General features: G+C 52.9%; 8 protein-coding genes. 6 read left to right on the top strand and 2 right to left on the bottom strand.

Translation table 11 applies throughout. The features are described 5' to 3' along the window. Positions 1 to 19: 19 nt before the first annotated feature. On the bottom strand, positions 20 to 2,044 hold the full coding sequence (locus ACXYMU_RS10270) for an alpha-1,4-glucan--maltose-1-phosphate maltosyltransferase (protein WP_458986297.1): 2,025 nt from the start codon (positions 2,042 to 2,044) through the stop codon (positions 20 to 22). A gap of 215 nt (positions 2,045 to 2,259) precedes the next feature. On the opposite strand from ACXYMU_RS10270, the gene treZ reads away from it, so the two are divergent. From treZ to ACXYMU_RS10245, 5 genes are all read left to right on the top strand, one after another. Beyond that, positions 2,260 to 4,101: a malto-oligosyltrehalose trehalohydrolase gene (treZ, locus tag ACXYMU_RS10265; RefSeq protein WP_458986296.1), complete on the top strand. Its 1,842-nt coding sequence runs from the start codon at positions 2,260 to 2,262 to the stop codon at positions 4,099 to 4,101. Next, positions 4,102 to 6,525: a DUF3536 domain-containing protein gene (locus tag ACXYMU_RS10260; protein ID WP_458986295.1), complete on the top strand. Its 2,424-nt coding sequence runs from the start codon at positions 4,102 to 4,104 to the stop codon at positions 6,523 to 6,525. A gap of 1 nt (position 6,526) precedes the next feature. Next, entirely contained in the window at positions 6,527 to 9,238 is a 2,712-nt protein-coding gene (gene treY, locus ACXYMU_RS10255) for a malto-oligosyltrehalose synthase (RefSeq protein ID WP_458986294.1), read from the top strand. Next, positions 9,235 to 10,761 carry a 4-alpha-glucanotransferase gene (malQ, locus tag ACXYMU_RS10250; protein WP_458986293.1) on the top strand — a complete coding sequence of 509 codons (1,527 nt, stop codon included), beginning with the start codon at positions 9,235 to 9,237 and terminating at the stop codon, positions 10,759 to 10,761. The genes treY and malQ overlap by 4 nt, the downstream gene beginning before the upstream one ends. A 362-nt stretch (positions 10,762 to 11,123) precedes the next feature. Further along, positions 11,124 to 11,534, top strand: coding sequence for a hypothetical protein (locus ACXYMU_RS10245; RefSeq protein ID WP_458986292.1), 411 nt, complete (start codon positions 11,124 to 11,126; stop codon positions 11,532 to 11,534). Positions 11,535 to 11,674: 140 nt separating this feature from the next. Here the strand turns inward: ACXYMU_RS10245 and ACXYMU_RS10240 are convergent, their stop codons facing one another. Then, positions 11,675 to 12,508, bottom strand: a complete 834-nt coding sequence (locus tag ACXYMU_RS10240; RefSeq protein ID WP_458986291.1) for a murein L,D-transpeptidase catalytic domain family protein — start codon at positions 12,506 to 12,508, stop codon at positions 11,675 to 11,677. A 160-nt stretch (positions 12,509 to 12,668) separates the two neighbouring features. Between ACXYMU_RS10240 and ACXYMU_RS10235 the strand changes: the two genes are divergently transcribed. Continuing rightward, complete coding sequence (locus ACXYMU_RS10235; RefSeq protein ID WP_458986290.1) at positions 12,669 to 14,027, top strand: peptidoglycan DD-metalloendopeptidase family protein; 1,359 nt, start codon at positions 12,669 to 12,671, stop codon at positions 14,025 to 14,027. Positions 14,028 to 14,122: the final 95 nt, after the last annotated feature.

Raw genomic sequence — 14,122 nt, 5'->3', positions numbered from 1 at the left:
TGGTCGAATGGGGTTTAGCTTATTCGTTGATGTTTGAAGGTAACCAGTTGTCGTCTAGATTATCGTGGCCCATACCGGTGTTGGCTTCCTCTACACGCAGCACGTGCACCGGCATCTCATGCGGCCGAAGCTCCACATAGTTCCACTCGCCCGTCCAGGTATACTTGCGCTCGGTCAGCAGGTCGTGCACCAGGTACTGCTGGTCAGGAGCCAGATTGAGTTTGGCGAGCGGCACCTGCACCCAGCCCGCTTTGGTCTGGTTCGGGTCGAGGTTCACGACCACGATAATTCTGTTTTTATAGTCGCTGCTCCACTTGCTGTAGGATAGCAATGCCGGGTTGTCGGTTGCGCTAAAGGCAATGTTCCAGGTGGTCTGCAGCGCCGGGTTTACTTTCCGGATCTTGTTGATGAGTGTGATCACCTCGCGTATCTTCGTCAGCTTGCCCCAGTCCCAATGCTTGATCTCATACTTCTCAGAATCCAGGTATTCTTCTTTTCCGGGAACGGGTGTGGCTATGCCAAACTCATACACCGGCCCGTATAAACCGTAGTTAGAGGACAGCGTGGCGGCCATTACCAGGCGCGTGATGTGCGTCGGTTCGCCTCCTTCCTGCAGGGCAACGGGGTTGATGTCCGGGGTATTCGGCCAGAAGTTCGGACGGAAATACTCCCGCAGCTCAGTTTGCGTGAGCTCGGTCATGTACTCTTTCAACTCCTCAGCGGAGTTGCGCCAGGTGTAATAGGTGTAGGATTGCGTAAAGCCCAATTTTGCCAGGCGCTCCATCACCCGAGGCCGCGTAAAGGCCTCTGCCAGGAAGATGATCTCCGGATGTTTCCTGTGCAGTTCTGCAATCACCCATTCCCAGAACGCAAATGCCTTGGTATGCGGGTTGTCTACCCGGAAAATGGTTACGCCCTGGTCAATCCAATGCTGCAGCACGCGCTTGAGTTCCTGCCACAGGTTCTGCCAGTCTTCCGTCTCAAAGTTAACGGGCAGCACGTCCTGGTACTTCTTCGGAGGGTTCTCGGCATACTGCACCGTTCCGTCGGGGCGCCACTTAAACCACTGCGGGTGTTCTTTTACATAAGGATGGTCCGGGGAGCACTGAATCGCAAAATCAAGGGCAACTTCAATTCCCTGATCTTTTGCCTGCTGCACGAAGCTCCTGAAATCATCCAAAGTACCTAGCTCAGGCAGGATGGCATCATGGCCACCCTCGGCAGCACCAATCGCCCACGGCGACCCCGGTTCGCCGGGCTCTGAGGAAGGGTTATTGTTTTTTCCTTTTCTAAAGGCGTGTCCGATCGGGTGGATCGGCGGGAGGTAAATCGTATCGAAGCCCATCTCGGCAATGCGCGGCAGCAGGCGCTCGCAGTCTTTAAAGGTGCCGTGCATGCCGGCCTGTTGGGAGGCAGAACGCGGAAAGAACTCATACCAGGCGCTGAAGAGGGCTTTTTTACGCTCCACATCCAGTTGCAGCACTTTCTCATAAGTCGTTACATTCTCGCGGTCGTGGCTGTTGCGCATCAACTCCGACACTTCCTTGCCGGTGGCAATGGCCACGGCATCAGCCTTGGAATGGTTGTGGCGCAGTTCGTGTGCCGCGGCGTAGAGCTGGTTTTTGGTGTCTTCTTCAGAACCGGCGGCTGTTTCCTCAAGCATCTGCGCCCCGATCTGCAACTCTAGGGTTATGTCCTGGTTCGCTTCGAATTTCTTGCTGAGCCCCTTCTGCCAGGTATAGAAATGGTCTACCCACCCTTCAACGGTATACTCATACCTGCCCATGGCGGTGGGTGTGAAAGTTGCACGCCAACGGTCGTTTCCGAGGAACTCCATCGGCACGGTTTCCCAATTGCCTGACTCATTGTTGGTGGTGTTGCGGTACAGTAGCTGTGCTTTCACCTCATCGTGCCCATCCCCGAAAATATCGGCTGTCACGGTCATCTCCTCTCCAACTACCCGCTTTGCAGGAAACCTCCCGCAGTCTATTTCTGGTTTTAAATGCTCAATTACGATGCGTTTTGTTCCTTCGAGTTCTTCCATGTAGTGGTTCTGCTTTTTCAAGTGTAGTTACTGCGCTCCGAAAAATAGGTTGCGGACAATATTCTATTATTCCGGCTATGGCCCAGATTACAACATTATTAATCAAAGGCAATCTAAAAAATCTTTCTATCAGTGTACACTAATTTCCTTACAAAATACACAACCTATTGGCCGGGATGCTAGTTAATACGTGCTGGAAAAAACCCTTGTATGATATGTCAATAGCCAGGAAAGTAGGAGCAGCGTGCAAACAAGGCCACGGCACTACATTCACCGTATGGGCCCCGAAGGCTGACACGGTGGAGGTAGCGTTTGAGAAACCACAACGGGAAAGGGCTGCCATGCAGCGGGAAGCCTTCGGGTATTGGACGGTTTTGGTAGAGGAAGCTGCCCCTGGGGATCTTTACAAATTTGTGTTAAACGGGGAAACAGCGCGCCCTGACCCTGCTTCGCAGCACCAACCGGGTGGGGTGCATGCCGCCTCCGCCGTGGTGGACCATGACGTGTTTAACTGGACGGACCAGCAATGGAAAGGGCTGCCGCTGGAGCAGCTGATCATTTATGAATTGCACGTGGGTACGTTCACGGACGAGGGTACTTTTGAGGGTGTGATCGATAAATTGCCAGAGCTGAAAGAGCTTGGTATCACCGCCATCGAGCTAATGCCCATTGCCCAATTTCCGGGTAGCCGCAACTGGGGATACGACGGCGTATACCCCTTCGCGGCCCAGAACAGCTACGGTGGCCCGCAAGGTTTGAAAAACTTGGTGAACGCTTGCCACGAGCAGGGCATTGCGGTGGTGCTGGACGTGGTGTACAACCATATGGGGCCCGAAGGAAACTACCTGAACGACTTCGGCCCTTACTTCACGCACCGTTACAACACCCCGTGGGGCGATGCCCTGAATTTTGACGATGCCTTCTCTGACCACGTCCGTAATTTCTTCCTGCAGAATGTGCTGATGTGGCTCCGTGACTTCCATGTAGATGCCCTGCGGCTGGATGCCGTGCACGCCATTTACGACATGGGCGCGAAGCACTTTTTACAGGAAATGCGGGAGCAGGTGGATATGCTGGAAACCCAGGAAGGCCGCCCCTACCTCCTCATCGCTGAGAGCGACCAGAGCGACGTGCGCCTCATCAACCCGATCGAGCAGGGCGGGTATGGCATTGACGCGCAGTGGTTCGATGATTACCATCATGCCATCCATACCCTGGTAACCGGGGAACTGGACGGCTACTACGAGGATTATGGCAAGCCTGCCCAACTGCGCAAAGCCCTGGAGCATACCTTTGTGTATAATGGATTGTATTCAGAGCACCGCATGAAAACGCTCGGTACTGATGCCACAGCCAACCCCGCCAGCCAATTCGTAGTCTGCTCACAGAACCACGACCAGGTGGGTAACCGTATGCTAGGGGAACGCCTGACGCAGTTGGTGTCTTTCGAGATGCTGAAGGCTGTGGCGGGCTTGGTGCTGCTGTCGCCCTACGTGCCCATGCTGTTTATGGGGGAGGAATACGGCGAGGAGAACCCTTTCCTGTATTTTGTGAGCCATACAGACAAAGACCTGGTAGAGGCTGTGCGTAAAGGCCGCAAGGCTGAGTTTGCCTACTTTGCCTCGAAAGGGGAAGCCCCGGACCCACAAAGCGAAAAAACGTTTGCGCAATCTAAATTGCAGCGCAGCTATACATCCAACGAAAAACAGCGTAAGTTGCGGGAGTTCTACAAGGAACTGATCAGGCTTCGGAAGACGTCACCGGCACTGGCTAAACCAGACAAACCCTATATGCAGGTGGGGTTGGAAGAAGACAAACTGGTGCTGCACATGCTGCATCATGGCAAAGCACCCCATCTGTACTGCCTCTTTAACCTCAGCAACCAGGCGCATGACACAAATCTCCTGCCGGCAGCGCACAGCGCGTGGAGCCTGCTGCTTCACTCTGAAGACGCGCAGTGGGGCGGCCCGGGGATAGCAATGGAACAGCACCTCCGAAGCGGTGCTGCCGTTAGTTTGCCGCCTGCTTCGGTCCTCATCCTAGAACAGAAAAAATAGATGAACAACTACATATGTATACATGGGCATTTTTACCAGCCCCCTCGCGAGAACCCTTGGTTAAACGAAGTTGAATTACAGGAGTCCGCCTCGCCGTACCATGACTGGAACGAGCGGATCACGGACGAGTGCTACGCCCGTAACTCAGCCTCCCGAATTCTGGATTCGCAGGAGCGGATTATCGATATCATTAACAATTACGCCCGCATCAGTTTTAACTTCGGCCCTACCCTTTTGGAGTGGATGCAGAAGAATGAGCCGGTAACTTACCAGGCCATACTGGATGCGGATAAAGAAAGCCTGGAACGTTTCTCCGGGCATGGTTCCGCCTTGGCACAGGTGTACAACCACATCATCATGCCCCTGGCCAGTGAGCGCGACAAGCAGACGCAGGTGCGGTGGGGCATTTACGATTTTAAGCAGCGCTTTGGCAGGCACCCCGAGGGCATGTGGCTAGCCGAGACTGCTGCCGACACGCCTACCCTGGAGGTACTGGCCGAGCACGGAGTAAAGTTCACCATCCTGTCGCCTTACCAGGCACGCCGCTACCGCAAGATCGGGGAAAAGGAGTGGCACCAGGCTGAAGGGGCTAACATCAACCCACGGCGGCCATACCTGTGCAAGCTCCCCTCGGGCAAAGAGATCGTGCTGTTTTTTTATGATGGTCCTGTTTCACAAGCCATTGCCTTTGAGCACCTGCTGGACCGCGGAGAGGATTTTGCCAACCGCATTGTGAGCGCCCTGGACAGCCACACCAAGGACCCGCAGCTGATGCACATCGCCACGGACGGTGAGACGTATGGCCACCACCACCGCTTCGGCGAAATGGCCCTCTCCTACGCCCTCGATCATATCGAGCGGGAAAACCTTGCCAAGATCACAGTATATGGTGAGTACCTGGAGAAGTTCCCGCCGGAATATGAGGCGGAGATCATCGAAGAGTCTTCGTGGAGCTGTGCGCACGGGGTAGAGCGCTGGCGTAGCAACTGTGGCTGTAACACAGGTGGCAACCACGGCTGGGACCAGGAATGGCGCGGACCGCTCAGAAAAGCCTTTGACTGGCTGCGCGACAAACTGGACCCGCTGTATGAGAAGGAGATGAAAACCTTGGGTGCCGACCCGTGGCTGGCCCGCAATAATTACATCGAGCTGATCATGGACAGGTCGGAGGCTAATGTGGAGCAGTTTATTCAGCGCCACACCAGCCAGGACCTGACACGCAGCGAGAAAGTAACATTCCTGAAGCTGCTCGACATGCAATACCATGCCCTGTTGATGTATACCAGCTGCGGTTGGTTCTTCGATGAGGTGACGGGCATCGAAACGGTGCAGGACATTTTCTATGCCGCACGGGCCATACAACTGGCCCAGAGCATTCATGGGCAGGATTTTGAGGTGAAGTTTGTACAGCTGCTGGAGAAGGCACGGAGCAACCACCCGGAGAGAGTCAATGCTGCTGTGGCCTACAAAAAAACGGTAAAGCCAACCATTATCGACTTGCTGCGCGTGGGGGCGCATTACGCGGTGGCATCGCTTTTCTCGGAGCACACTCGCCGCAAAACCATCTACAGTTACGAGGCTATTTCGCAACAGCATAACATGATTACAGCCGGGCGGCAGAAACTGGCCGTAGGCCGGGCTAAGATTCGCTCGCTGGTAACCTGGGAGGAAGTAGTGATAACCTATGGCGTACTGCACCTTGGCGACCACCAGCTGTTTGGCGGCGTACGGCGCTACATGAGCGACGAGGATTATACCCAGCTGCACCACGAGCTGGCAACAGCTTTCGACAAGGGCAACGTAAGCGAAGTGATCATGCTGCTGGACAAGCACTTCGAGTCGCACAACTACTCTTTCTGGCACTTGTTCAAGGACGATCAGAAAAAGATACTGGACCAGGTGCTGGAGCACACCATGGAGAACGTGGAAAACAACTTGCAGCAACTCTACGACAACAACTATCCGTTGGTGGCGGCCATCAAAACACTGGGCATGAAGCTTCCCAAACCCCTGCGTATCACGGTCGAGCATATCATCAACACAAAACTACTGCGCCAACTGGAGTCTGACGTGCCTGACAGCCAGGAAATAAAACGCCTGCTCGACGAGGCTTCCCGTATGAAACTGAAGTTGAGCCAGTCGGTGCTGAAGTTTGCCGCCGCCCACCGGGTAGACACCCTGATGCAGCACGTGCGGGACAACCAGGAAGACCAGGATACAATGGAACTGCTGATTGACCTCTTAAAAGTAATAGACAACTCAAAACTGAACCCCGACTTCTGGCATGCCCAGAACATTGCTTTCCGGATGAAGGAGGAGGTATACGATACGTACAAACAACACAGTGAGCGTGGCGACAAAGAAGCAGCCTCGTGGAACGAGAAATTCGAATTGCTGGCTACAAACTTAAACTTGAAAATATAACATGCCTTACATACCATCGGCCACCTACAGGCTACAAGTCTCACCAAAGTTTACACTGAAGCAGGTGCGGGAAATTATACCTTTCCTGCATGAGCTGGGCATTAGCACCATTTATTCCGCTCCCTTTTTCTGCGCGCGCCCCGGCAGTGAGCACGGCTACGACGTAACTGCCCCTTATGCCATCAACCCGGAGGTGGGCACCAAAGAAGAGCTGCAACAGATAGCCGAAGAGCTGAAAAGCAAAGGTATGGGCTGGCTGCAGGACATCGTTCCCAACCACATGGCCTACCACCCGGACAATGTGTGGCTGATGGATGTGTTTGAAAAGGGGCCGATGTCGTATTTCTATACCTTCTTCGACATCGACTTTCACCACCCCGATTTTGCAGGGCAGGTGATGGTTCCCTTTTTAGGCGAGCCGCTGGAGGAAGTTATCAGGCAAGGGCAACTTAAGCTAACGTTCTCTGACAAGGGTGCATTCCTGAACTACTTTGACAGTGCTTACCCGCTGAGCGTGGCCAGCTACCGGCTTTTGCTGGAGCAGGCGCAAGCACAATCTGGTGAGCCCGCTGTTAGCGAAGCGAAGCAGCAGGCCCTGAAGGAGATGAAGCACCTGGAGGCAGATGAGAGCATCAACCCGGCGGCCTGGAACAACTTTAAAAAGAAGCTGTACAGCCAACCGGAACTCCGCAATGCCCTCGAGCAGGTCTTGCAAAGGATAAACGATGATGCGGACGAGCTACAGGCACTGCTCGAGAAACAGCATTACATTTTGTGCCATTGGCAGAAAACGGAAAAGCAAATTAATTACCGCCGCTTTTTTACAGTGAACGACCTGATTTGCCTGCGCATGGAGCACCCGGAGGTGTTTGACCAATACCACCAATTCATCAAGCAGCTCTACGACCAGGGACTGTTGCAGGGCCTGCGCGTGGACCACGTAGACGGGCTTTTCGACCCGACCACTTACCTCAAGCGCCTTCGGGCGTTAACTGGCCCTGAGGCATACCTGGTGGTGGAGAAGATTCTGGAAGGCGAAGAACAACTGCCTGAGCGCTGGCCAATCCAGGGCAACAGCGGATACGACTTTTTAGCATGGGTAAGTAACCTTTACACCTCCGGAGACGGCCGCCGCAAGCTCACGCAGATTTACAGTCGCTTGGTGCCGAACGCGTCTACCAACTACGAACAACTGGTGTTCGACAAGAAAATGTTTATCCTCGAAACCCAGATGCAGGGAGAATTGGATAATCTGCTCCGCCTGCTGCAAGAGCGGCACCTGGTACCGCTGGAAGATGAGGAGAACTGGAAGAACGCCCTGGCAGTGCTGCTGTGCGCCTGGCCCGTTTACTGCATTTACGGCAACCGCCTGCCCCTGTCGAAAGACGAACTGGAGGTTGTGGACAACGCCTTTGCGGAAGCCAATAAGCAAGCCCCCGAATTGGAGCCACAGCTGAAGGAGCTGCACAAACTATTTACACTGGAGCCTGGCGATACTGACCAGACCAAGCACGACAAGCTATATTTTGTGATGCGCAGCCAGCAGTTCACAGGGCCGCTTGCCGCCAAGGGTGTGGAGGACACCACGTTTTACAACTATAACCGCCTGATCTCCCTCAACGAGGTCGGCAACAGCCCGGACATCTTCCACCTCAACGACAACCAGTTCCATGAGCGGATGCAGTACCGGCAGCGGGTATACCCCTACTCCATTAACGCCACGGCCACCCACGACACCAAACGTGGCGAGGGAGCGCGCATCAGGTTGAATGTACTGAGCGAGCTGCCCGAAGAATGGGAGGCAAAAGTGCAAGAGTGGCTGGAAATCAGCAAAAAGTATACAACCAAGCCAACTGTAAACGACTTGTATTTCCTGTACCAGACATTGGTGGGAGTACTGCCGCTGGATGGGAAGCCCGATGAAAGCATTGTGGAGCGGGTACAGGAGTACCTGCAAAAGGCTCTCCGCGAGGCCAAGGTAAAAACAGACTGGTCGGTCCCGAACGAGGGGTATGAGCAGGCCATGCAGGAGCTCGTGCAGAAGTTGCTGCTGGAAGACGACAAGTTCATGCCCTCTTTCCACCCTTTCTTCCGGAAGGTGGCTCATTACGGCTGGATTTATGCGCTTTGCCAGGCGCTCCTGAAGGTTACCTGCCCCGGCGTGCCTGATATTTATCAAAGCTGCGAACTCTGGGATCTGAGCCTGGTGGACCCCGACAACCGCCGCCCCGTAGATTATGACCTTCGCCAACAGTATTTAACCGAGCTGAAGGAGCAGCAGGAGAAAGAGGGCACCGAAACCGTTCTTCAACACCTACTCCAAAACCCGGACGACGGCAAGGTAAAGCTATACCTGCTGTACAAGGTCCTGACCAAACGTAGGGAAATGCATGGCCTTTTCAGCTTCGGCGATTACCTTCCGCTGCAGGTAGAAGGAACCCACAAGCACCATGTACTTGCCTTTGCACGACAGCACCAGGGGCAGTGGGCCATCATCATCACACCGCTCCATTTGGTAGGCCTTATCGCGGAGGGCCAACAGCCGCTGGGGCAACAGGTTTGGGAAGATACGTCTGTGGTATTACCAGCACAAGCCCCAACCCGGTGGGAGCAGGTGCTGGGTACAGGTTCTGTGGCTACAAATGGCTCCTTATTGGTTAGCCAGGCCCTCGATTCGTTTCCTGTCGCATTTTTAACCGCATCAAGCTTATGATTATATCCAAAAGAAGTGCCGGCCTGTTGCTGCACATCACCTCCCTCCCCTCCCGTTTCGGGATAGGGGATTTGGGCCCTGAAGCGCACCGCTTTGCCGACCTGCTGCAGGAGGCGGGCCAACGCTATTGGCAGATCCTGCCGCTTAACCCCACCGAATCCGGGTATGGCAATTCCCCTTACAGCAGCCACTCTGCCTTTGCCGGCAACCCCCTGCTCATCAGCCCGGAAATGCTGGTGAAAGATGGCCTGCTAAAGCAAAGCGATTTAGAGGATGTGCCTGTCTTCAGCGAGGACCGGGTAGATTTTGAGCTGGTAGCGGACTACAAAATCGGCTTGTGGCACCGGTCCTACGACCGCTTCATGGCACACGACGATAACAACCTGAAACTGGACTACCTTGCTTTCCAGGAAGAACACCAGACCTGGCTAACGGACTTTGCACATTTCGCGGCTTTCAAGAAGAAGTTCAACAACCGCAGTTGGGTAGACTGGCCCAACGAGATCAAGAACAGGCAGGAGGACGCCATGCTTCGCCTTGCCATGGAATTGGACCAGGAAGTGCAATTCGAGAAATTCATCCAGTTCCTGTTTTACAGGCAATGGGAGCACCTCACCCATTATTGCCAACAGCGCGATATCACCTTTTTTGGGGATATGCCTTTCTATGTGAGCCACGACAGCGCGGATGTATGGTCTAACCCAGCGTATTTTAAGCTAGATGAAGAGGGTAACTCTACCGGCGTGTCGGGGGTGCCACCCGATTTCTTCAGCGAGACAGGCCAGCTGTGGGGTACGCCCGTGTTTGATTGGAGAGAACTAGCCAAGCACCAGTATGACTGGTGGGTGCGCCGTATTGACCATAACCTGCGCCTGTTCGGCGTGCTCCGCTTAGACCATTTCCGGGCATTTTCCGCTTACTGGGAAGTGCCTGCCAAGCATAAGACGGCCATACACGGCAGTTGGGAGGACTCGCCTGGCGCTGAAATCCTGACGCTTATACAGCAGAAATACCACGAGTTGCCGATCATCGCCGAGGATTTAGGGGAGATAGATCAACCGGTGCGTGACCTGATGAAGCAGTTCAACCTGCCGGGCATGTTAGTGTTGCTTTTCGCTTTTGAGTCCGATGATAATGCCTTTGAAAGCTCTTTTCTGCCGCACAATCATACCCGCGAAAGCATTGTTTACACCGGCACCCACGACAACAGCACCGTGCGGGCGTGGTACGAGGAAGCCAAACCTGGTGACCGCCAAAACCTGAGCGACTATACCTATCAGCAACTTACAGCAGCTAACGTGCATGAAGTGATGATACGGTTAGCCCTGGCCTCGGTGGCGCAGTTAGCTGTGCTACCCGTGCAGGATGTATTAGGGCTTGGCAAAGAAGGCATCATGAACACACCCTCCACCTCTAATGGCAACTGGCAATGGCGCCTGCAGCCGGGGCAGTTCGGAAAAGAGCAGGCCCAGAAACTAAAAAAGCTCACCCGCCTCTACGGCAGGTTTCAAACCGCTGATTGATACAATCTCTTTATTGGATTAAAAACACGAAGCCTCCAAACATCGCGTCTGCAGGCTTCGTGTTTTTTAGTTTTATGCCTATTAGAAGGCAAACGGTATCTGCTTAAGAAAAAACTAACTTTAGCGAATCATACTTCAGAGGATTATGTCATTTGAATAAGATAAAGAACAAGTTATGCGATGTGATTTTAATTTGACGCAAGTGCCCGCTTATTCTGTTGTAAATTGAAAAAACTAGACAAATACAATTTAATTAGATAGAATCATGATTTAAATATGATATTTAAATCATGAAAATTACATATTATTATATTTATATTTTATATATCTTTTTTTAGTATTAAGTATTTTTATTTGAATATATGCCATACTCCGTAAACGAGCGATTTCTAAATATTTTTGAGGTTTTGAAAAGCAGAGGTATAATAGCTTCTCAAAAGGAGTTTAGTACGTTATTAGATTTTCCAGATCAGCATTTCAGCGGACTTCGCAATGGGAAGCGCAAAGTAAGTCTTGATATGATAGCTAAGTTATACAAACGCTTCGGCATTAATTTTACTTATATTTTGACTGGAGAAGGTGATATGTTTGGGAAAGGCAAATTGACAGACACAATTAATGAATGCAGAATAGAATCGAGGAAGGCAACTAACAATTTTGAAAACTGCGAGCAGCAGTTGGCGGTGGCTTTAGTTAAGATTGAGTCACTAGAGATGAGGTTGCAGGAAAAAGACCAACAGATTGCTTTTCTGCAGGGGCTATTACAAAAATAGTTGCTACTGTTCTGATTCTCAACGGAAATAATTGAGCTTATAAATTCTAATAATACAGTAGGCAAGTACTTAGTAATTAAAAGGGCAGCTTCGGTGAAGTCCAAGGCTGCCCTTTTAATTAGATTTATTTAATTCATCTGTCAGGAGGCCATCGGAGGCGGCATCTGGCTGTTTCGCTCTTGCACGAGCTCTTCCATAGCCGTCATGTGGTCGAGGTACTGGGAGGTATAGGCGTCGTGCGCGGCATGGGCATAGAGGGCGGTACCTCCCATCACGGCCTTAATAATCTCATCGTGATGTTCCATCGGCACGGCAGGGCAACCCAGGCTACGGCCCAAGCGGCCAGCCTGCTTAATAAAATCCTCGGTAGCGTACTCGGCCCCATGCATCACGATGCACCGGTCTTTCGCGTTTGTGTTGAACCCTTCGTCCAGCCCCTCCAGTTTAAGTGAGAGCCCGTGTTTGCCGTAGTAGGTGTCATCGGTCACGTAAAACCCGATGCTACTCATATAGGACTCGTTTTCATTCGAGAAGTGCTCGGCAAACTCTTCCCCGGAGTTCCGCCCATGTGACACATAGGTGTTGAACATAACTTCCTTCTTTTCAATGTCCACCACCCAAAGCCGCTTCTGGTTAGAGGACTTCGTAAAGTCAATGATCGTGAGAATGGGCTTGTCTGACACCTTGTTGTTGCGCTTCATGTTATAATAGCCTGTCAGGGCCTTATCAAAAACCTCGAAGCGTAAACCAGTGCTTTGCAGGTCCATATAGCTATAAAGGTTAAAAGCCAGATGGTTGAATTTGGATAGTTTATACCCCTGTACCTTGTTCTTTATCTTTTTCTGATTCGGTTTTGCCATCGCAGCCCCGGTATTCACGGGCGTGGCAAAAGGGACCAGCACCAAGGGTGCAAATAGCGGTAGTAGCCCTTTCGTCAGCTTGCGTTTAGCATATCTCCAAGTTGGTCGTCTCATGTTAATTCGGTTTTGGCCTAAAACATTGTACGGGCAATAGTCCGCACAGTTAATAAAGGGCCGAACCTATTCATGTTTAGCCAGAAAAGTTGCATCAAAACGGCATCATTTTGGTGTAGGTAGCTGTTAAGTAAACCAATGCACTTCAATAGACATCTGTATGCCAATCAAAATAAAACAAAACGCCATCCCGCTACTTCATACCCTCCTGATACTGTTGCTGGCCAGTTGCAGCGGCAAACAGACCCTGCGCGGTGTGTTCAGCAAAAGCGAGCCCCCTTACGAGCGGTATGTGGCCAAACTTCAGGAAAGCAAGCTGGATGAAACCGCCCTCGGCCAGGAATGGCTGGCTGCCGGACAAAAAGCCTTGCAGGACTCTATCACGATCACGCTGCCCTTTAAGGAAACCGGCTATTTCCCGCCAGAAAAACCCAAAGCCCTAGGGTACCGTGTCGCGGCTAAACGCGGGGAGCGTATCGTGGTGAACCTGGAGATGCGGGCCAGGGAACCAGGGCAGGTTTTCCTGGATCTTTTTGAAGCCGCAGGGCCCAATGCTGAGCGCGTTGCCTACGCCGACACCGCTGCCACATCGCTGCAGTATGAGGTGGAGGGAGACCGGCAGCATATTTTGCGCCTGCAACCCGAGCTATTGCGGGGCGGGCAGTATACCGTCACCATCAAGGCAGAACCCACCCTCTCTTTTCCGGTGGACGGAAAGACGAGCCGACATATAGCCAGCATCTGGGGCGACCCACGCGACGGGGGTGCCCGGCGGCATGAGGGCGTGGACATATTCGCCAAACGCGGCACGCCAGCCCTGGCTGCCACTGCGGGCCTTGTGTCGCGGGTACAAACAACACCTCGGGGCGGCAAGGTAGTATGGCTCACGGACGCCGCACATGGCCAAAGCCTTTACTATGCGCACCTCGACAGCCAATTGGTGGCTGCAGGCCAGCGTGTGCAGGCAGGTGATACGTTGGGCCTGATCGGCAATACGGGCAATGCCATCACCACTAACCCACACCTGCATTTCGGCATCTACCGGTTTGGCAGAGGCGCTACCAACCCCTACCCATACCTCCACACTTCCACTGAACAGGCACCCGATGTGCAGATAAACCCCGCATTTGTGGGCAACTGGGTGCGCATCACGTCCAAAGCCGCCAATATCCGCAGGCAGCCCTCAACTAAATCCACTGTTTACGCCAGTCTGCCCCGCCACACCACGCTGCAGGTTACCGGCGGCGTTGCGGATTGGTACCGGGTGGCGCTGCCCAATGGCACCGAGGCCTACATAGCCGGCAACCTGGTTGAGGCCACCACCAAGCCTATTGCGCTTGAGAAAGTGACTACCGAAACTGACTTGCTGGCTGAAGCACACCCACAGGCTGCGTCCAAAGACACGCTTCCAACTGGAAGCACCCTGGCGGTTCTGGGCAAATACGAAGGGTATAAACTGGTGCGCCTCGAAAGCGGTGAAACAGGTTGGGTAAGTGATAGGGAGTCAGCGCGTAGGTAGCGCTCTCAAACATGCAATTGCAGGCATAACTACCTGAAAGATGTTGTTTAAGGGCATCAATATGTGAATATAAGTTTGGCAGGATGGGGCTTGGC

Source organism: Pontibacter sp. CAU 1760, from assembly GCF_054482735.1.
The sequence above is the reverse complement of the archived record's forward strand: the minus strand, read 5'-3'. Positions and strand labels throughout refer to the sequence as shown.